A 17,653-nucleotide genomic window follows, 5' to 3' on the forward strand; every position below is an offset into this window, starting at 1 on the left:
GCCAGAATTCCTCTGGCTGAAGAGGCCCAGAAGGTCGCCATCTCAGCAAACGGCGCTGTCCTTTATGCGTTGTCTGGGAGGCCCTATGATTCGCCACCAAGAAACGGGGTGGTGAGCGTCATCGACCTCGCAGCAAAAGCTGTGAAGGCCGTTGTTCCCGTTGGGGCCGGTGCCAACGACGTCCTGGTCGCGCCGTCCGGGGACAAGATTTACGTGTCGAATTACGCTGACAACACCGTGACCGTCATTAGCGCGGCAACCAACAAAGTGGTCAAGACGATTCCCATCGAGGGTGGGCTGGGTCGTGGCTCCATCTCTGCCGATGGTGCAAAAATCTTTTACCCCAAGCCTGCTGGTGGGATCGCAGTCGTGGGGATCTCAATGGACACGGTTCTTGCCAATATTCCGACCAATTCGCCTGTGAACGCTCCTGTATTCACCCGAGACGGTTCACGGGCATACTTCGTGGATCAATATCCGGGGCGCATTGTGAACGGAGAAAACGTCCCAGGCGATTACTCCGTATCTGAGATTGACCTTGCGAAGAATACAGCGAGAGCCATTAGCACTGTAGACCCGGGTCAAGGCACTCCCGGCCGTCCTGTTGTACAAACGAGCCCGGACGGTAAGAGGCTCTACGTGCTGGGCAGCAAAGCTGTAGTCCTTGCATTACCTTCGCTTCAGGTCCTGGCCAGCACCCCCATGCCCAGAATGGTCAGCAGTTTCACGATGTCCCCGGATGGTAGCAAGGGCTACGGGCTAACAACTGGCGGAGGACACATCGTGGTGGTCAATGCGCCCCGCCTCGACAACGTCCGCAAGGATTACAACTCCGATTTCGCCACAGATATCCTGGCCCGTGATTCGGGAGGTGCACTGTGGCTCTATCCGGGCAACGCCAACAAGGGTTGGCTTACGCGGACTCGAGCCGGCTCTGGCTGGAATGGCATGAACTTGGTTGTTACTCCCGGTGACTTCAATGGCGACTTGAAGCCGGATGTCCTGGCGCGGGACAACTCTGGCGACCTTTGGCTGTATCCAGGGGATGGACAGTCGTATTGGTGGTCACCCAGCAAGGTTGGCGTGGGCTGGAATGCCATGACCGCAGTGTTCGCACCGGGAGATTTTGATTATGACGGGCACTCGGACATTTTGGCCCGCGACGGCGCGGGCGACCTGTGGCTCTATCCGGGCAATGGCATGGGCGGGTGGTTATCGCGTACGAAGGTCGGTTCCGGTTGGAATGACATGACGGCAATCATGGGACCTGGGAGAAATGCGAACCCCGGTACTGATGTGCTTGCACGCGACAGCGCCGGAACCTTGTGGCTCTACGAGCGCGATCTGTCCAACCGTTGGGTACCTCGGCGGCAAGTCGGCACCGGCTGGAATGCGATGACCAGCATCGTGACTCCGGGGGACTTCGATGGCGACGACATTCCGGACATTCTGGCGCGAGATTTCTCCGGCGACTTCTGGCTCTACCCGGGAACAGAACATGGAGGCTATCAGCCAGGGGTAAGGGTGGGCGCTGGTTGGAACGTGATGACGGCAATCGCATAGCCGGCCCCTGTTTCACGTTGTTCTAACCCGGGGGCAGTTCAGCCTCCGCTTCCGGCAAGTTCCAGCGCTGCGCACCGGCCCCGGAAGCGCCGAGTTTGTCCGAGGGATTCTGCAGCGTGCAGGACTTCAGGCTCAGGCATCCACAACCGATGCAGCCGTCGAGGTCGTTGCGCAGATGCTGTAGTGCGGCGATCCGCTCATCCAGTTCCTTGCGCCATCGCAGTGACAGTTTGGCCCAGTCGTTCTTGGTGGGGGTCCGGCCGTCCGGCAACGAGTCCAACGCCTCGCGGATGTCCTTGAGCGGCAGGCCGACGCGCTGCGAAGTCTTGATGAACGCGACCCGCCGCAGCATGTCGCGCCGGTATCGCCGCTGGTTGCCGGCAGTGCGCTCGGCTTCGATGAGCCCGTTGCGTTCGTAGAAATGAAGGGCCGACGGCGACACTCCACTGCGCTCTGACAGCTCGCCGATGGTGAGCGGCCGGTGGGCGGCGACGTTCGTCATGGCTCTACTCCAGGGCTGGGCGTGGTGGATTGACCTCAACATTAGTTGAGGTTCTAGGGTTGCGTCCATGACCTCTGACACCTCAACGGCCGGGATTCTGAGCCGTCCGTACCTGCTTGCCACTGTGGGGGCTTGCGCGCTCGTCTTCCTGAGCGCGTTCGAGTCCCTCGCGGTGACCACCATCATGCCCCTCGTGAGCCGCGACCTCGATGGAGCCAGCCTCTACGCGCTGGCGTTCGCCGGCCCGCTGGCTACCGGCGTGATGGGCATGGTGGCGGCGGGTAACTGGTCCGATCGCCGTGGTCCCACCGCGCCGTTGTACTCCTCCGTGGCGTTGTTCGTGGTGGGACTACTGATTGCAGGTACCGCAGCCACCATGGAAATGCTGGTGCTCGGGCGCTTGGTGCAGGGGCTTGGCGGCGGTGCGATGACTGTTGCGCTTTACGTGCTGGTGGCCCGCGTCTACCCGCCCGCACTGCACCCCAAGATCTTTGCTGCCTTCGCCGCATCCTGGGTGGTTCCGTCCTTGGTGGGCCCGTTCGCCGCAGGTGTCGTGGCCCAATTGAGCAGCTGGCACTGGGTGTTCCTGGGCGTGGTGGGGCTGGTGGTTCCGGCGTTGCTGATGGTGGTGCCAGCCGTCCGGGGGATGGATTCCGAACCCGCTGCCGAACCTGTCCCGTGGGCGTTCGGGAGGATGGGCTGGGCGGCGCTGGCCGCCGTCGCTGTCCTGGGACTGAACCTGTCCGCTGAGGTGCCGGGCGTGGGTGGGGTGATTGCCGTCGTCGCGTTTGTCCTGGCGTTGGTGGCGGTGAAACCGCTGGTGCCGCGCGGGACCTTGAATGCCCGCCGTGGCCTGCCCAGCGTCATCCTGGTCCGTGGACTGGCGTCGGCTGCGTTCTTTGGGGCCGAGGTATACCTGCCGTACCTGCTGACGGAGCGTTACGCGTTCACGCCGACATTCGCAGGACTGACGCTGACCGGTGCCGCGCTGGCGTGGGCCGGGGCCTCGGCCATCCAGGGGAAGTTGGGCGCCAAGCTGGCCGACGACCTTGCCGTGAAGATCGGAGCCACACTGGTGCTGGTAGCCGTGATCTCGACGCTGGTGACGGCGGCTCTCTCGCTGCCCGCAGCCGTGGCCATTGGCGGTTGGATACTTGCCGGTGGCGGCATGGGACTCATGTACCCGAGGCTGTCCGTGATGACGTTGGCGCTGTCCACCCCGGAAAACCAAGGTTTCAACAGCGCGGCCATGTCCATCTCCGATTCCCTGGGCGGCGCGCTGTCCCTCGCCGCCACGGGACTCGTCTTCGCTGCATTTACGACGACGAACTCGTTTGCGGGGGTCTTCGCGCTGACGGCGGTGATCGCCGTCGTCGGGGTTCTGATTGCGCCGAGGGTCGCCGCACGCATGGTGTCCCCGGATGCTGGAACAGGTGCCTCGGACGCTGAACCCGAACTCTCGCTCACCCAGCCCAAATGACTCGTTGTGGGGCCCGCTCTGCAGGGTATTGCCGCCCGGAAGGGTGCAGAACAGGCCTCGCAACGCAGGGTGGGACGGGGGCCTGACCAGCCCCGATGCGGGCCCGCAGGAGAAACACTGCTAGACTGGGAACACTTGATGTGCGGTGACGCCCTGAAGCAGGTGGCCTGAAAGGCTGCGCGGCGGGGCATTTTTCATGTGAGAGGCACATCCTGCGTCGATGAACGCGTTCTATTTGGTCCCGGCCACCGCTGTTGCAGCGAACCGGTAGACCACCTGACTTTTCCTCGGCGAACCCCTGGCCCAACCGGCGTCGGGGGCCGATGTCCGCAACTGGACACCGCCCGAAAGACATGAAGTTTATGACTACTTTTGCTGCCCTTGGCACGCCCAAGCCCATTGCCGAATCCCTCGCCGCAGATGGCATCGAAGAGGCATTCCCCATCCAGGTGAAGACCCTCCCGGACACGCTCGCAGGCCGCGACGTCCTGGGCCGTGGCCGCACCGGTTCCGGTAAGACCATCGCTTTCGCCATCCCGCTCGTGGCCCGCTTGGCCGAGCGCGAAGCAAAGCACTTCCGCAAGCCGGGCCGCCCCATGGGCCTCGTCCTTGCACCGACGCGTGAACTGGCAACCCAGATCAACGCCACCATCGAGCCGCTGGCCAAGGCCATGGGCCTGAACACCACGGTCATCTACGGCGGCATCTCCCAGGCACGCCAGGAAAAGGCGCTGCGCGCCGGCGTCGACATCGTCATCGCCTGCCCGGGCCGCCTCGAAGACCTGATCCGCCAGCGCATCCTGACCCTCGAAGCCGTTGAGGTCACCGTGCTGGACGAGGCAGACCACATGGCCGACCTCGGCTTCCTCCCGGTGGTCAAGAAGCTCATGGACATGACCCCCACCCAGGGTCAGCGCCTGCTCTTCTCCGCGACGCTGGACAACGGTGTTGACAAGCTGGTCAACCGTTACCTGTCCAACCCGCTGACGCACTCCGTGGACGATCCCCAGGCCGCTGTCACCACCATGGAACACCACGTCCTGGTGGTCAACGACCAGACCGTCAAGAAGCAGCTCATCGTCGAACTGGCCTCCGGCGCCGGCCGCCGCGTCCTCTTCATGCGGACCAAGCACCACGCCCGCAAGCTTGCCAAGACCCTCACCGACGCCGGTATTCCCGCCGTCGACCTTCACGGCAACCTGTCGCAGAACGCCCGCGACCGTAACCTTGCCGAGTTCTCCAACGGTGACGTCCGCGTCCTGGTGGCCACCGACGTCGCAGCCCGCGGCGTGCACGTTGACGACGTCGAACTCGTCATCCACGTGGACCCGCCCACAGAGCACAAGGCTTACCTGCACCGCTCAGGCCGTACGGCCCGCGCCGGTTCCGATGGCACCGTGGTCACCCTGACGCTCCCCGAGCAGCAGAGCGACGTCAAGAAGCTCATGAAGGCCGCCGGCGTTGACGTTTCGTTTGAACGCGTGACAGCTAACTCCCCGCTGGTTGCCGAGCTCGTTGGCGACATCGCGGACAAGGTTGATCCCCGCACCCGTGCAGCACTCCTCGCGGCGAAAGCCCCGCAGGGTGGCGGCACGTCCACCGGCGCCAACGCCCAGCGCAAGCGCGCACGCCGTTCCACCCAGGCTGCCCCCACCGCGGGTGGCCGTGGCGGTCGCGGCGGACGCGGCAAGGTTGGGGCTGAGCCGGTTCGTACGGACACCAACCGTGCAGATCGCCGTGCAGCAGCGAACGACGACGTCGCCCGCAGCTCACGCGGTCGCGGCAAGGCAGCTTCCACTCACCGTAACGACGTTCCCGGCTCGCAGGGGCAGAACGGCCGCAGCGGTCGTCCGGCTACCGGCCAGCGCTCAGCTTCGGCCCCGCGCACGGCATCCACGACGAGCACCCGCACCGGCGGAAACAAGGCCGTCTGGTCTTCCGCTACGGGCGCTACCTCCGGTGGATCCTACGGTTCGGGTGCCTCCGGTAACTCCGGTCGCGGTGGCTCCGGCGCAGGTCGTCCGGCCCGCAGCGGCCCGCGCCGCGCATCGGCTCCGGCTTCGAACGAGCGTCGCGGCCGCTAACGACTCACCAGCCTCGGGCGCGCCACTCCTCAAGGTGTGGCCGCTCGGCGCCGAGGGTTGTGGGCAGTCCATGGCCCGGGTGCACCAGGGTTTCGTCCGGATAGGCGTCGAACAGTCGTTCCGACACGTCGTTCAACAGTGAAGTGAAGCGTGCAGGATCTTTCTGCGTGTTGCCGACGCCTCCCGGAAACAACGAGTCTCCGCTGAAAATGTGGGCTGGCCCGTCCGGATCCTGGTACACGAAAGCGATCGAGCCCGGGGTGTGTCCACGCAAGTGAACCGCTGAGATCTCGAAGTCGTCGAACCGCTCAACGTCGCCATGACCAAGCCGGACATCCACCGGAACCGGCAACGCATCGGCGTCGTCCGCTCCTGCTGAGGTGGTTGCGCCGGTAACCGCGACCAACTCCGGCAGCGCCCGGACGTGGTCCCAGTGCTGGTGAGTGGTGGCGATCCTGAGCAGTTTGGTGGGGGCCGACGAATCGGCAGCGCTGTCTTCCAGTAACTGCTGAATGGCCGGGAGGTCGTCTGAAGCGTCGATCAACAGCTGCCCACCTGTGGACTTTGAGGTCAACAGGTACACGTTGTTGTTCATCTCGCTGACCGAAATGCTGCGGATAGTGACGTCACGCGATGAGTGAATAAGCGAATCCATCGTGTCAGTCTATGCAGTTGCCGGGTTGGCTTCGCGGCCCTGCGATACCCAGTTGGGGTCCGCCGATCGTGAACCCACGACGGCGGCCGCGGCTTGGTCGAGCTTCTCGAGTTGTGCTGTTCCCAGTTGCAGGGACAGTGACCCCAGGTTCTCGTCGATCCGGTGCGTTTTGCGCGTGCCGGGGATGGGAACCACAGAAATCCCGAGGCGCTGACCTTGGGTAAACAGCCAAGCCAGGGCTACCTGGGCAGGAGTTGCATCCAGCCCGCTGGCTACCTCGCGAACCGCGGCCACAACGGCCTGGTTTGCATCCAGTGCCTCGTCGCCAAAACGGGGGATCTTATGGCGGAAGTCATTCTCGCCAAGATCGCTCGCGCTGACTGTTCCCGTGAGGAACCCTCGGCCCAGCGGCGAATACGGCACGAACCCCACGCCAAGTTCCTTGGCTGCAGGAACAACGTTGAGCTCAACATCCCTGCTCCAGATTGACCATTCACTCTGGACTGCGGCAATGGGGTGGACGGCGTTGGCCTGCCTGAGTTCCTCGGCTGTCACTTCGGACAGTCCGAGGTGCCGGACCTTGCCCTCACGGACCAGCTCCGCCATGGCCTCCACGGTTTCCACTATCGGAACGCGGAGGTCGCGGCGGTGCAGGTAGTAGAGGTCAATCACGTCAGTGTCCAGGCGGCGTAGGCTCGCTTCCGCCGCCTGCCTGACGTAGGGCGCATCCCCGCGGACTCCCGTGTACCCGTCCGCGGGGTTGCCCTCAATTCCGAACTTCGTGGCCACCTGGATGTCGTCACGGCGTTCTTTCAGGAGCTTGCCCACGAGTTCCTCGTTGCTTCCGGCGCCGTACACATCTGCCGTGTCGATGAACGTAATGCCCGCGTCCACGGCATGCCTCAGCGTGTTCAGGCCTTCTTGGGGATCGATCCCGCCGTAGACAGGTGTCAGGGCCATGCCGCCGAAGCCGAGGGGGCTTACCTTGAGGCCATCGCCGAGCTGAACTGCAATCATGAACTTCTCCAATGCGCGTTGGGTGCTCTTGAAGGCGTGAACTCAGTGATGGCCGCGGGTATTCCTGCTGGGGGAGTGCGCCCGATTCGATGGTTTGCTGTGCATTCGATGGTAGGAGACCTCTAACGCGCAGCGAGGCATCGAAATGTGCCGGGCCCACCGCGGAGTGCTCCTACTTGGTCTTGGCTACAGGCTTATCCGCCGGCAGAGCCTTCAAACCGGCAGCACAGCCCACGATTCCAGCGATGAAGAGCAGCTTCAGCGGACTTGCTGACTCCACGCCCGTGATCATCGCCCAGCCAACGGTCAGTGCCGCCCCGATACCTACCCACACGGCGTAAGCGGTGCCGAGAGGAATGCGCTTCACCGCGATGCCCAGTCCGATCATGCTCAGGACAGCCGTGACGGCGAAGACCAAGGTGGGCATGAGCTGCGTGAAGCCATTGGAGAGCCCCAATGCGGTAGCCCACACGGCTTCCAGCAGTGCCGATGCCAAGAGGATTGCCCAGGAGATTCCGTTGCCGGTGTTCTTTGTCTTAGCAGTCATGGCTATGCCACCACCTTCAGGCCGACCACACACGCGCCGATTCCAGCAAGCAGAAGCAGTCGGGCCGTCGTCGCGCGTTCAACTTTGGTGACCATGGCGTAAGTCGCGGTCAGCACCACGCCGACGCCAACCCACACTGCGTAGGCCGTGCCTGTCGGAATGGATTGCATCGCAATGGCGAGTCCGGCCATGCTGGCGACGACCGACACCAGAAAGACGACTGTGGGGACGGGTTTACGGAAGCCCTTGGAGCGATGGAGTGCTGCGGCCCAGACGGCTTCGAGTGCCCCGGAAAGAATGAGAATTAACCACGACATGACATTTCCTTTGGCCAGTCTTGTCGCGTGCCGGGTACTGAACCGTCGTCCGGAGGTTCCAGAGCGGAACCTTCATTTCAGGCTAGCAACTCCCGCGCTGGGTGGCCACCTCTGGTGGCTAACGTCACCAACCTACGAGTTGGGCTCCACGTGGTCGATGGAGATCACTGCAACGAAACCACGCCCGGAGATCTCGGGACTGCGGGTGTCTGAGCCCACCACAGCGTCATAGCGTGACAACTCAACAGCTTCCCCCGCGCTGGGTGCCGCGGCATCGCCGTCGGACTCTTCCTCCACAGCGGCGCCCGGCGCAACTGTGGCTTTGCCCTCGAGCAGGATGGCAAGCTGGCCCTCGAAAACCGGGTGTGCGCGCTTCTTGGAGATCTCAACGATGGAGGTGTAGCCCTTGAACGCGCCTTTGCGCGCAATGACGTTGAGATCCCGGATGTCACCAGTAGGGAGGGTGGCCCCCGATGCGGCCTCGCCCGAGAACCGGAACGGCCGGTACTTCTCCAGGGGGTGCTCGGCTCCATCCACAGTGAGGAGCAGCAGTTCACCGTCGATGATGGTGATGACCCGTTCCATGCCCGGGAAGGTGGAGAATTCTCCGGCCTTGGAGACCTCAGCGATGCTGACGCGCCAATCCCATGCCCCGTCCTGCGCCGAAGCGGCCTTCGGATGGCTGGCGAGCTCACGGGTCACCCCGCCCCCATTGCGCCATGGTTCGGGATGGATGTCGGCAAAGCGGATGATCTCCATCCGACCAGCCTAGTGGTGGACACCGGTTCTGCGTTGGCATTGCGGCTTGCTAACGTCATATGTGGAAAACGTTATGAGTACGGCTGGAGGCACGGGAATGTTCGTCAAAGTGTGCGGATTGAGCACGCCGGAATCCGTGCTGGAAGCCGTCGACGCCGGCGCGGAGGCCGTCGGTTTCGTCCTCACCGCCAGCCCGCGCGAGGTCACTCCTGATCAGGTGCGCATCCTGCGGCCTTTGGTGCCCACTGGTGTTCAGGCGGTGGGTGTCTTCCGGCACGAGACCGCAGCCGATGCCGTCGCTATCGCCCGGGCTGCAGGTCTTGAGTGGGTTCAGCTGCATGGTCACCGGACCGCCGACGACGTCAAAACCGTGCACGACGCCGGGATGCGGCTCATCCGGGCCGTCACCATGGGTGCCTCCCAAGACGAGTTCGCTGACCTGGGCGAAGAAGTGTTCCTGATCGATGCCGCCGTGCCGGGGTCGGGGGAGTCCTGGGACTACGCGTCGGTGCGTGAAAAGGGGCTGGACGGCCGCCAGTGGTTGCTCGCAGGAGGACTCGAACCCGGCAACGTCGCCTTCGCAGCAACTGCGGCCGGCGCTTGGGGAGTGGACGTTTCCTCTGGCGTCGAAGTATCGCGGGGTGTGAAGGATCTGGCCAAAATCCGCGCGTTCGTCCACGCCGCCAAAGCCTGATCGTCTCTCACCTTCCGCGGGTTTAAAGCCGTTCCTCTCTCACCTTCCGTTAGCTTTCGGTGGACGCTCTCTCACCTCCAGCCGTCCTTTCGGTGACTAGGTGAGAGAGGGTTGGTGAAAACGGGTGATTAGGTGAGAGATGGTTGGTGAAAACGGGTGATTAGGTGAGAGAGCATCGGAGTTGTCACTGGCACCCCCTAGAATCGCTCCCAACAGCAGGTTCGCCGCTGAAACGCATCGAAGACCCGGAAAACCAGGAGCCACGCAATGAGCACGGAACACTTCACCCTGACCATGAGCCGCGAGTTTGACGCTCCCCGCGAGAAGGTTTTCGAAGCGTGGATGGAGCCGGACAAGCTCACCCAGTGGTTTGGACCTGTGGAAGTGGAAGCTCCCCGCGACAAGATCATCGTCGAGCCCCGGGTGGGCGGTATCTGGCAGGTAGTCATGGTGTGGTCGGACGAGAATGGCGAGCAGTCGGCTCCCATTGAGGCCGTGATCACCGAGTTGGAAACGCCGGCCCTCTTGGTCGCAACAGCCAAAGCTGCTCCGGACGCCGATCACGAATTCGAGGAAATGCGCTTGGAATTCGAAGACCTCAACGGCCGTACACGCATGAACGTCACTCAGGGTCCGTTCGAGTCGGAAGAGTGGGTTGACATGACCCGCGATGGCTGGGGCACGTCCTTCGACAAGCTGGACGAGCTGCTCGCCTAGCCCGGCAGACGAACCCGGCTATTAGTCAGGGAAGAATCAGGGCAGACCCCTAGGCTTTTTGTCGCACCCGCAGGGGAGAATGAGGACTATGAAAACGATCCTTAACGTCATCTGGCTTGTCTTCGGTGGGTTCTGGCTGGCCTTGGGTTACTTCGCAGCCGGCATCATTTGCTGCGTGCTCATCGTGACCATCCCGTGGGGCATCGCTTCGTTCCGGATTGGCGCATATTGCCTGTGGCCCTTCGGCCGAATGGTGGTTGAAAAGCCGGGCGGGACAGGGGTCTTCGCGCTTCTCGGCAACGTTATCTGGTTGCTGGTGGCGGGCATATGGATCGCTATCGGTCATGTGGTCACCGCAGTTGCCATGGCCATCACCATCATTGGCATCCCGCTGGCGATCGCCAACCTGAAGCTGATCCCGGTGTCGCTGATGCCGCTCGGTAAGCAGATTGTGCCTACCAGCCAGCCGTTCGTCAGCACCTACCGCTAGGCGCGGCACGGCTAGGAAGCAACGACGGCGCCGGTGCGCAGATCGAAACGGAACGTCCGCTTCGAACCCATCGTCCCGCCGTCGGCCTCTGCAGTGAACGCGAGCTCCAGTGTGTCTTGATCAAGGTCCAGACTGGTGACGGTATACGTCGGGGTGAAGAAAAGTGCATGCTCGCCGGGCAGCAGATCCGCGGGCGGGAAATCGCCGGCGTTGTTGTGCGGTCCGAGAAGTACGACGCCGGTAGCCGGCCCGGTGCCGATGTTGCGGACGCGTCCGGTGAAGGCGAGGATGTCCCCGGCTTTGTAGCCCGGGACGATGGGGCCGTAGTTAAGGTCCTGCGCTTCCCGCGGGCCAAGAACCTGGTCCCCGGCGTAGCCTTGGCCGATTTCCTTCCAGGTCTGCACGTCCCAATCGCCGCCGCTGGTGGACGGGATCACATGGAACTCACCTGCGTTTTGCCAGACGGCGGGCCTGCCTGGGGTGATGGAGCGCAGCTCCATGTCGAAGACCAATCCGGCGGGTTCCAAAGTACCTGGAACGCCGCGAGGAGCAGCGGAAAGTTGGCCCGTGAGTTGCTTGGCGGGGATCGAGGCGAACACGATCTCCCGGTATCCCTGCCGTTCATAGAGAACCCCGATGTTCCCATCCGGCAGCCGCGTCACCGTCGAGTATGCCGAGCTGCCCTCGCACAGCAGCAACTTTGCGGGCCAAGTGGCACCGTTGTCGGGAGAGAGGCTCAGGACAGTGTTCCGACGAAGATGCCGGTCCTGGTTGTTGCTGGCGATCAACCACTGAGACGTGTCCGCCGACGCGAAGGAAGCGACACCGGGAAGGCCGTCGAAACGTGTCAGGGAACCGTTGTCGCTGGGATCCGGCAAGTCCTCAACAGGCACCAGCGGGCTCCAGGAAAGCCCGCCGTCTTCCGAAACGGAAGATAACCGGCACGGCGTTGCCCGCGAGTGCAGCAGCAGCCGGCCGTCTTCCAAGCACACAACTTTGTTTTCATTGGGCCCAATGCCGGAGGGGCCTGTTCCGATCATGTCTCCGAGGGACCAGGACTCGCCGTGGTCGTCGCTGAACGCGGAGGCGGCCATGATGGCTCCGTCCACCAACAGCACAAATTGCTGCACCAACCGGCCTTTGAAAGGGCCAACGTGTATCTGAATTCCTTGGCCAGCGGCGGCGAACAAGCCAGTGACGGCACCGTGTTTGAGCTGCGAGGTGAGCCGACGGTGCTGCCAGGTGTCGCCGTCGTCGTCGGAGAAGCTGACATCCGCGTGCTGGACGTCGTCTTCGGGTTCCAAGCCGGAGACGGCTTCGAAGAAGCCCGCGTGCGTCCCGGCGGCGTGGAACATGAAGATACGGCCAGTCTCGGCGTCCACCAGCAAGCTTGGATCCCCAAAACCGTGCAGCCCGGAGCCCGTGCGGACAAGCTGTTGCGGCCCCCACGTGACCCCGTTGTCGTAGCTGCGGCGCAGGAGGAGATCGATGGGGTTGGGAAGATCGTCCAGATTGGGCCGGCCGTCATATGCGGCCAAGAGAGTTCCCTGGGTGCTGACCGCGAGGGCTGGGATGCGGTACTGACGGTAACCGCCGACGCCTCGGACAGCCAGGACATGCTCAACGTCGGGTAAAGCCAGCGGGAGCTCAGGGTAAGCCAAGAGGTAGGAGGTCACACCTCTATGCTAGCTCGGACCAGTCCCCGCCGATAGCCTTGGCGAGTGACCGACAATGCCCAACCCAGCGCCCAGCATCGAGCCGAAGCACTCAAAGAACGTGTCTACGTAACGTTCACCGGGCTGGCGGTTGTCCTTGCCTTGCAATCTCATGCGGAGACGCTCACAGCGGGGGAGGCGGCTTCGACGCTGGCCATCACGGTGGTGGGAACGCTGCTGGCGGTCTTCGTGGCCGATCTCGTCTCCCACTTGGCCGTGCACGCAAAGACCCCAACCGGGGCTGAGCTTTCGCGTATGGCGCGCACCAGCTTCGGCGCGTTTGGAGCCATCGTTCTGCCGCTGATCTTCATCGCTGTTGCTGCCGTAGGCCGATGGAGCATTGAAGCCTCATTGCGCGCGTCAACCATCGCACTGATCACCGCCTTGGTCCTGATCGGTTATCTGGCTGTCCGCAGGGTAAAGATGGCTTGGTGGAAGAAACTCATCGCACTGGGCGCCGAGTTCCTGCTGGGCTTGGCGGTGGTGGGACTGGAACTCCTGGCGCACGGCTGAAGGCCTGAGGACCCGAAAGCTTCACCGCCTGGCCTATGCCGTCTGAAAAGCCCCATCCCGGAGCAACGCCACTGCGGAACTGCCGTCCAACTCCGCCGCGATGCTGACGTCCTCGGCGAAACCGGCGTCGATCAGTTCCCGACCGCTGGAACACCCGCGCAAAACAGCGGCCAGGCGGGGCTCTGCGGCATCGAAGGCAGACGCAGCCGACTCGGCTTCCGGAGAAAAGTTGCGACGTCCCGCAGCTGCCAGCCCGGCAATGAACGCACCGGCCCCGAGCTGATCCTCCAATGCTGGCCGCAGTGCCCCGTCGGCCCACTTTTCACCGGCCGCGATAACTGCGATCACGGCCTCGGCGGGCAACGTGGCATGAACCCAGTCCGCAGTGGCGGCGGCGTTGCGAAGCGAGACGGCCACCACCTGGCGGGCAAAGGCCGCCAATTCATGGCTGATCGCGGAACCGTTGGGGGAGGGCAGAACCACCCGGCCCACCGTAGAAGCAGCCCGAAGGCTCGCAGGGGACAAGCTCAACCCCTCCGAACCCCTCGGACCCGCCAACGCAGCCCCGAGGTGGGCAGCGAACTCACTGGCAGCCGCGTCCCGCCACGGGTGCGGAAAAACCTGGGCCCCACGGTCCACGGCAACACTGACGCACGTGGTGAACGACAAAACATCAACCACCACCGCAAGGTCAGCTCCGGGCACTACTGCGCGGGCGCCGTCGAGCCCCCATTCGAACCGGACCGCGTACGGAAGCTGCCGTTGTGGCGCGCCCGGTTCGCTGAGCGGACTGCTCACGCCAGTTCGCCGGCGAGGTTACTCCGGGCGGCGTCCAGCCACAGCTCCTTGGCGCGTTCGCCGTGGAACAACGGGTCAAGGCTTAGGAGGTGACGCACGACTGCGGCGCGACCCTTCGCGAAGTCGTCGTCGCTGACGTAGGCGTAGTCTTCCCGGACGGCGGCCAGGTAGCGTGCGTAGGCCTGTTCGTCGCCGCCAAGGACGGAGAGGTCCGCGTCGCAGAGGAGAGCCCCGGCATGGTCGCCAGGCTCCGGGGAGTGGCTGGACGTGAGCCGGACAAGCCGCGCCACCTCGGCCACATCGGCAGGAGCCAAACCGGCAGCCATGAGACGGTCCTCGGCCAGCAGGGCTGAGTCTTCCTCATCCTTCCCGGCAACACCTTCATAAACGGCATCGTGGAACCACGCAGCCAAGGAGACGGTCCGCGCAGGCAGCGCCGGTTCGGTCAGGACGTCCAGTGCTTCCAGAACAGCCAGGAGATGTGTGCGGCTGTGATACTTCCTGCCGTCCTCGCCCCACCGCTCCAACAGCTCAAGCCCCAGCTCCTCATGGCCGGGGAAGATACTGTTCCAACGTTCCATCAGAGGAACTGTCAAGGATTTGCTCCGCTCCCTCGCAGGAATCCGCAGGCCGCTGGCGATGAGTTTGCGGACCAGGATCCGGGCCTCCACAGGGATTGCGCCGGCGAGCACGAGGTCGTCATAGCGGCGCTCCGGGACGTCGTAGTGGTCCCCGTCGAATGCTCGCTCCGGTACGCCGGCAGCCGCCGCGAATGCGTGGAGCTCGTCCAGCGACGTGTCCGAAACCAGGTGCGAAAATACGGTCCCGTGCGCTGGCCACAGGGGCGGATCGACGTAGATAGCCATTGCCAAAGTGTAGTCCCAGGCGATCCTTCCCAGTTGCCGGCCATCGGGACGTCTACCGCCGTGCTGCGCCCCGGAAACACGGGCTTCACTGCCCGTGCTGTCCACGGCAACTGGGAAGGAGCGTAGAAGACTCAGCGTTCCGCTGGCAGGATGTTCTGGTTACCGCGGAAGACGTTGTCAGGATCGAACTCACGCTTCACCAAGGACAGCCGGCGATAGTTCTGTTCCCCATAGGCCGCCATGATCCGGTCCTGGCCTTCGTCGCCGATGAAGTTCAGCCAGACTCCGCCTGTGGTGTGTGGGGCGATGTCCTGCCGGAACTGCTTGACCCACGCTTTGGCTTCCAGTCCGCCCTCGCGTGTTTCGGACAAACCGAATGGGTGGCTGACCCATGCCGCCCCGCGGTGCTGCAAGGGTGTCTCAGCCGCGGCGGGCCCGGAAACGGCTCCACCCCACCGGGCCACGAGTTGCTGCGAGTGGGCTCCGGGAAGCCGCTGCGCCGAATCAACCAGGACATCCAGCGCGTCATCGCTGAGTTCGTTGTGGTAGTCGGCGCTCCAGTAGTTGTAGTGGTCCGGAGGGTCATCGATCATGCACTGGAAGTCCGAGTAACCCATTGGGGAAACCAGATCCACGGTGGGGCCAAGGTCCCGGAACGGCTTTGCGTGCTCTTCACCGGCCTCCACATCGCCGGCGTGCAGGTAGGCCATGCCGACGGCGAGCCTTCCCACCATGTCTTCCGGGACGAACTCTTCCGGCGGAGCGGTGAGGTAAACGAGGGCTGTTCCGACGGCGTCGGGGGCTTCCAAAGCGAGCCCCCGGAAAGCGCGCGACAAATCCGTGGCGTTCTCCCCGGGGAACAACATGAGACCCGCCATGACGGTAGGGCCAACATCGTGCAGCTGGAACGTGAGGGAGGTGGCTACGCCGAAGTTTCCGCCCCCGCCGTGGAGTGCCCAGAACAGTTCCGGATTCTCATCGCGGCTGGCGGTCACCTGTTCGCCGGAGGCGGTCACCAGGTCAACGGAGAGGAGGTTGTCGCACGCGAAACCGCAGGATCGCTCCAGCCATCCTGAGCCGCCGCCCAACGTGAATCCGGAGACTCCGGTGGTGGACGCGCGGCCTCCGGTGACGGCCAGGCCGTGCTGTTGCGTTGCGCGGTCGAATTCGCCCCACGTGAGTCCGGCGCCGGCTGTTGCAGTCTTCGCCTCGGGGTCTACGCTGATCGATTTCATGGGGCGGACGTCAATCACCAGGCCGTTGTCGTTGGTGGACATACCCGCAACCGAGTGTCCGCCCGAACGCACCGCAACGTCCAAATTGTGGTTGTGCGCGTAGCTGAGGGCCTCGGCAACCTCGCCGGGACCGGAACATTTTGCAATGACAGCCGGCTTGCGGTCGATCATCGCATTGAAGAGTTTACGGGCTTCGTCATAGTCCGGGTTGTCCGGACGAATCCATTCCATGGGACGTTCCTTTGAATGTGAAACTCTCCCCCAGAACAGGGTACGACTGCGCCTTCCCGTGGACCATGGGTAGCGCAAAGAAGTACGACGGCGGCCGCACCCGTTCGCGCCTAACGCACCGTGCTTACGGACGCGCCAGGCGGGACCGGGCACGAGCGCGTGTTTCAAGTCATATTTCGTATGCGGAACAATCAAGGCATCAGAACCGCAAACACGGAACTACACTCATTCCATGCCGCAAATACGAATTTCCGAGGCCGCCCGCTTCCTAGGCGTCAGCGACGACACCGTGAGGCGTTGGACGGAAAACGGAACGCTGACCGCGCAGAAGGACGGAGCAGGCCGCCTTGCAGTGGACGGGTTGGAACTGGCCACGCTGGCCAGGGATCAGTCCCACCTCCCTGACGATCCCTCGCGATCGGGAAGTTCGGCGCGGAACCGCTTCGTCGGCCTGGTCACAGGAATTACCACGGACAAGGTCATGGCCCAAGTAGAGCTTCAGTGTGGTCCGTTCCGGGTGGTGTCGCTCATGAGCAGCGAAGCCGTCCGGGAACTCGGGCTGGAGCTCGGATCAGTCGCCACCGCCGTGGTCAAGGCCACCACCGTCATTATCGAAACTCCGCAAGGAAAGAGCATCATATGAGGACCCTCCACCTGAAGAAGAGCATCGTGGCCACGTCGGTTGCGGTGGGATTGGCCGGCGCGCTCGCGGCCTGCGGCACCTCGGCCCCCTCCGCAACGCCATCGAGCACCAGCAGCACGTCTACGTTGAGCGGGACGGTGACCGTCTTTGCGGCGGCTTCCCTCAAGGCCACCTTCACTCAACTGGCCAAGGATTTCGAAGCCAAGAACCCCGGCACCAAGGTAACCCTGAGCTTCGCCGGCTCCTCTGACCTGGTCACGCAGATCAGCCAGGGTGCTCCTGCCGATGTCTTCGCTTCCGCTGACACCAAAAACATGACAAAGCTGGCCGACGCCAAACTGCTGGACGGTGCCGCTACGAACTTCGCCACCAACTTCCTGGAGATCGCAGTCCCGCCCAGCAACCCGGCGTCGATCGCTTCCTTCGCAGACCTCGCCAAGCCCGGCGTCAAAGTAGTCACCTGCGCCAGCCAGGTTCCCTGCGGCGCGGCAACAGACACGGTCGAGAAGGCCGCCGGCATCACGTTGAGCCCCGTCAGCGAGGAATCCTCGGTGACCGATGTCCTCGGCAAAGTCACCTCGGGTGAGGCCGATGCCGGTCTGGTCTACGTCACGGACGTGAAGGGCGCGGGTGGCAAGGTCAAGGGTGTGCCCTTCCCGGAGTCGGACAAGGCAGTCAATACGTATCCGATCGCCACGGTAAGCTCCAGCCAGAACAAGGAACTGGCGGCGGCCTTCATCGCCGCGGTCACCAGTGAAGCAGGCAAGAAGGTTCTGAGCGACGCCGGTTTTGGCGCGCCGTAACCTGGCCGCGCCACTGAACGCACA

At 63.6% G+C, this 17,653-nt stretch carries 19 protein-coding genes and 1 riboswitch; of the genes, 9 read left to right on the forward strand and 10 right to left on the reverse strand.

Translation table 11 applies throughout. From position 1 onward, the window contains the following. Positions 1-111 precede the first annotated feature (111 nt). A complete protein-coding gene (locus tag GVL04_RS15535; RefSeq protein WP_159706183.1) occupies positions 112-1,563 on the forward strand; it encodes an FG-GAP-like repeat-containing protein in 1,452 nt (483 codons plus the stop codon). A 22-nt stretch (positions 1,564-1,585) separates the two neighbouring features. On the opposite strand, the gene soxR is transcribed toward GVL04_RS15535, so the two are convergent. Next, positions 1,586-2,134, reverse strand: coding sequence for a redox-sensitive transcriptional activator SoxR (soxR, locus tag GVL04_RS15540; RefSeq protein WP_159706185.1), 549 nt, complete (start codon positions 2,132-2,134; stop codon positions 1,586-1,588). On the opposite strand from soxR, the gene GVL04_RS15545 reads away from it, so the two are divergent. Together GVL04_RS15545 and GVL04_RS15550 are read left to right on the forward strand one after the other, a co-directional pair. After that, positions 2,133-3,545 (forward strand): MFS transporter, encoded by a 1,413-nt coding sequence (locus GVL04_RS15545; RefSeq protein ID WP_159706187.1) that lies wholly within the window; start codon positions 2,133-2,135, stop codon positions 3,543-3,545. The genes soxR and GVL04_RS15545 overlap by 2 nt on opposite strands. A 362-nt stretch (positions 3,546-3,907) precedes the next feature. Further along, the gene (locus GVL04_RS15550; RefSeq protein ID WP_200846864.1) at positions 3,908-5,629 is read left to right on the forward strand and encodes a DEAD/DEAH box helicase; all 1,722 of its coding nucleotides are present in this window, start codon (positions 3,908-3,910) and stop codon (positions 5,627-5,629) included. Positions 5,630-5,633: 4 nt separating this feature from the next. On the opposite strand, the gene GVL04_RS15555 is transcribed toward GVL04_RS15550, so the two are convergent. From GVL04_RS15555 to GVL04_RS15575, 5 genes are all read right to left on the reverse strand, one after another. Then, a complete protein-coding gene (locus GVL04_RS15555) occupies positions 5,634-6,284 on the reverse strand; it encodes an MBL fold metallo-hydrolase (RefSeq protein ID WP_159706191.1) in 651 nt (216 codons plus the stop codon). A gap of 9 nt (positions 6,285-6,293) precedes the next feature. Then, positions 6,294-7,301, reverse strand: coding sequence for an aldo/keto reductase (locus tag GVL04_RS15560; protein ID WP_159706193.1), 1,008 nt, complete (start codon positions 7,299-7,301; stop codon positions 6,294-6,296). A gap of 172 nt (positions 7,302-7,473) precedes the next feature. Further along, the gene (locus tag GVL04_RS15565; RefSeq protein ID WP_159706195.1) at positions 7,474-7,848 is read right to left on the reverse strand and encodes a multidrug efflux SMR transporter; all 375 of its coding nucleotides are present in this window, start codon (positions 7,846-7,848) and stop codon (positions 7,474-7,476) included. 2 nt (positions 7,849-7,850) lie between these two features. After that, positions 7,851-8,165: a multidrug efflux SMR transporter gene (locus GVL04_RS15570; protein ID WP_159706197.1), complete on the reverse strand. Its 315-nt coding sequence runs from the start codon at positions 8,163-8,165 to the stop codon at positions 7,851-7,853. Between the two features lie 9 nt (positions 8,166-8,174). Beyond that, a riboswitch (guanidine-III (ykkC-III) riboswitch) is annotated at positions 8,175-8,240 on the reverse strand. Between the two features lie 57 nt (positions 8,241-8,297). Further along, positions 8,298-8,924 (reverse strand): HutD family protein, encoded by a 627-nt coding sequence (locus GVL04_RS15575; RefSeq protein ID WP_159706199.1) that lies wholly within the window; start codon positions 8,922-8,924, stop codon positions 8,298-8,300. Between the two features lie 97 nt (positions 8,925-9,021). On the opposite strand from GVL04_RS15575, the gene GVL04_RS15580 reads away from it, so the two are divergent. From GVL04_RS15580 to GVL04_RS15590, 3 genes are all read left to right on the forward strand, one after another. Next, the gene (locus GVL04_RS15580) at positions 9,022-9,618 is read left to right on the forward strand and encodes a phosphoribosylanthranilate isomerase (protein WP_159706284.1); all 597 of its coding nucleotides are present in this window, start codon (positions 9,022-9,024) and stop codon (positions 9,616-9,618) included. 267 nt (positions 9,619-9,885) lie between these two features. Next, a complete protein-coding gene (locus GVL04_RS15585) occupies positions 9,886-10,335 on the forward strand; it encodes an SRPBCC domain-containing protein (protein WP_159706201.1) in 450 nt (149 codons plus the stop codon). An 88-nt stretch (positions 10,336-10,423) separates the two neighbouring features. Continuing rightward, a complete protein-coding gene (locus GVL04_RS15590; protein ID WP_159706203.1) occupies positions 10,424-10,825 on the forward strand; it encodes a YccF domain-containing protein in 402 nt (133 codons plus the stop codon). A gap of 11 nt (positions 10,826-10,836) precedes the next feature. Here the strand turns inward: GVL04_RS15590 and GVL04_RS15595 are convergent, their stop codons facing one another. After that, the gene (locus GVL04_RS15595) at positions 10,837-12,501 is read right to left on the reverse strand and encodes an exo-alpha-sialidase (RefSeq protein WP_159706205.1); all 1,665 of its coding nucleotides are present in this window, start codon (positions 12,499-12,501) and stop codon (positions 10,837-10,839) included. Between the two features lie 45 nt (positions 12,502-12,546). Between GVL04_RS15595 and GVL04_RS15600 the strand changes: the two genes are divergently transcribed. After that, positions 12,547-13,053 (forward strand): hypothetical protein, encoded by a 507-nt coding sequence (locus tag GVL04_RS15600; protein ID WP_159706207.1) that lies wholly within the window; start codon positions 12,547-12,549, stop codon positions 13,051-13,053. A gap of 33 nt (positions 13,054-13,086) precedes the next feature. On the opposite strand, the gene GVL04_RS15605 is transcribed toward GVL04_RS15600, so the two are convergent. The 3 genes from GVL04_RS15605 to GVL04_RS15615 form a co-directional block, all read right to left on the reverse strand. Further along, a complete protein-coding gene (locus GVL04_RS15605) occupies positions 13,087-13,851 on the reverse strand; it encodes a 2-phosphosulfolactate phosphatase (RefSeq protein ID WP_159706209.1) in 765 nt (254 codons plus the stop codon). Continuing rightward, on the reverse strand, positions 13,848-14,717 hold the full coding sequence (locus GVL04_RS15610; RefSeq protein WP_159706286.1) for a DUF4031 domain-containing protein: 870 nt from the start codon (positions 14,715-14,717) through the stop codon (positions 13,848-13,850). Before GVL04_RS15610 ends, GVL04_RS15605 begins: the two co-directional genes overlap by 4 nt. 131 nt (positions 14,718-14,848) lie before the next feature. Next, positions 14,849-16,183 carry an FAD-binding oxidoreductase gene (locus tag GVL04_RS15615; RefSeq protein WP_159706211.1) on the reverse strand — a complete coding sequence of 445 codons (1,335 nt, stop codon included), beginning with the start codon at positions 16,181-16,183 and terminating at the stop codon, positions 14,849-14,851. Positions 16,184-16,415: 232 nt separating this feature from the next. Between GVL04_RS15615 and GVL04_RS15620 the strand changes: the two genes are divergently transcribed. Further along, a complete protein-coding gene (locus GVL04_RS15620; RefSeq protein ID WP_159706213.1) occupies positions 16,416-16,826 on the forward strand; it encodes a molybdopterin-binding protein in 411 nt (136 codons plus the stop codon). Next, positions 16,823-17,629: a molybdate ABC transporter substrate-binding protein gene (gene modA, locus GVL04_RS15625; RefSeq protein WP_159706215.1), complete on the forward strand. Its 807-nt coding sequence runs from the start codon at positions 16,823-16,825 to the stop codon at positions 17,627-17,629. The genes GVL04_RS15620 and modA overlap by 4 nt, the downstream gene beginning before the upstream one ends. Positions 17,630-17,653: the final 24 nt, after the last annotated feature.

The organism is Arthrobacter sp. 18067 (assembly GCF_902706295.1).
GTDB lineage: Bacteria > Actinomycetota > Actinomycetes > Actinomycetales > Micrococcaceae > Arthrobacter.

Coding starts and splice junctions, on each gene's coding strand:
- GVL04_RS15545 (WP_159706187.1), top strand. CDS start 2,133: ATGACCTCTGACACCTCAACGGCCGGGATTCTGAGCCGTCCGTACCTG.
- soxR (WP_159706185.1), bottom strand. CDS start 2,134: ATGGACGCAACCCTAGAACCTCAACTAATGTTGAGGTCAATCCACCAC.
- GVL04_RS15550 (WP_200846864.1), top strand. CDS start 3,908: ATGACTACTTTTGCTGCCCTTGGCACGCCCAAGCCCATTGCCGAATCC.
- GVL04_RS15555 (WP_159706191.1), bottom strand. CDS start 6,284: ATGGATTCGCTTATTCACTCATCGCGTGACGTCACTATCCGCAGCATT.
- GVL04_RS15560 (WP_159706193.1), bottom strand. CDS start 7,301: ATGATTGCAGTTCAGCTCGGCGATGGCCTCAAGGTAAGCCCCCTCGGC.
- GVL04_RS15565 (WP_159706195.1), bottom strand. CDS start 7,848: ATGACTGCTAAGACAAAGAACACCGGCAACGGAATCTCCTGGGCAATC.
- GVL04_RS15570 (WP_159706197.1), bottom strand. CDS start 8,165: ATGTCGTGGTTAATTCTCATTCTTTCCGGGGCACTCGAAGCCGTCTGG.
- GVL04_RS15575 (WP_159706199.1), bottom strand. CDS start 8,924: ATGGAGATCATCCGCTTTGCCGACATCCATCCCGAACCATGGCGCAAT.
- GVL04_RS15580 (WP_159706284.1), top strand. CDS start 9,022: ATGTTCGTCAAAGTGTGCGGATTGAGCACGCCGGAATCCGTGCTGGAA.
- GVL04_RS15585 (WP_159706201.1), top strand. CDS start 9,886: ATGAGCACGGAACACTTCACCCTGACCATGAGCCGCGAGTTTGACGCT.
- GVL04_RS15590 (WP_159706203.1), top strand. CDS start 10,424: ATGAAAACGATCCTTAACGTCATCTGGCTTGTCTTCGGTGGGTTCTGG.
- GVL04_RS15610 (WP_159706286.1), bottom strand. CDS start 14,717: ATGGCTATCTACGTCGATCCGCCCCTGTGGCCAGCGCACGGGACCGTA.
- GVL04_RS15615 (WP_159706211.1), bottom strand. CDS start 16,183: ATGGAATGGATTCGTCCGGACAACCCGGACTATGACGAAGCCCGTAAA.
- GVL04_RS15620 (WP_159706213.1), top strand. CDS start 16,416: ATGCCGCAAATACGAATTTCCGAGGCCGCCCGCTTCCTAGGCGTCAGC.
- modA (WP_159706215.1), top strand. CDS start 16,823: ATGAGGACCCTCCACCTGAAGAAGAGCATCGTGGCCACGTCGGTTGCG.